Source organism: Microbacterium sp. GbtcB4, from assembly GCF_019091465.1.
In the GTDB taxonomy this organism is placed as follows: Bacteria; Actinomycetota; Actinomycetes; order Actinomycetales; family Microbacteriaceae; genus Microbacterium; species Microbacterium paraoxydans.
In genome coordinates, this window is the sequence record NZ_JAGXJJ010000529.1 from 1 (window position 1) to 238 (window position 238).

The following is a 238-nucleotide window of genomic DNA, read 5'->3' on the forward strand; positions in this document are numbered from 1 at the left end:
CTCCGGGCGGGCGCGCTTGCTGGACGGGCCGGGGGCGGCCCGAGGGGGGGGGGGGGAGGTCGCCCTCCTCTACCTGCTCGACCTCCGCGTCGAGTACGCCGCAGCCGAGGTCGGCCCCCTGCTCGATCACCCGGCCTTCGCCGGGACCACCACGGGGGTCCACATCGCCCTCCTGTCCGCCGCGGGCGGCGCCTGGTGCGTGAAGTGCCGTCTTCCCGCGCCGCTCGGGTTGACGGCG

The 238-nt window shown here is 77.7% G+C and carries 1 protein-coding gene; it reads left to right on the top strand.

What is annotated here, in order from left to right:
* Window positions 1–238: hypothetical protein (locus KVS71_RS18715; RefSeq protein WP_217585284.1), on the top strand; the 238-nt coding region annotated here is incomplete at both ends.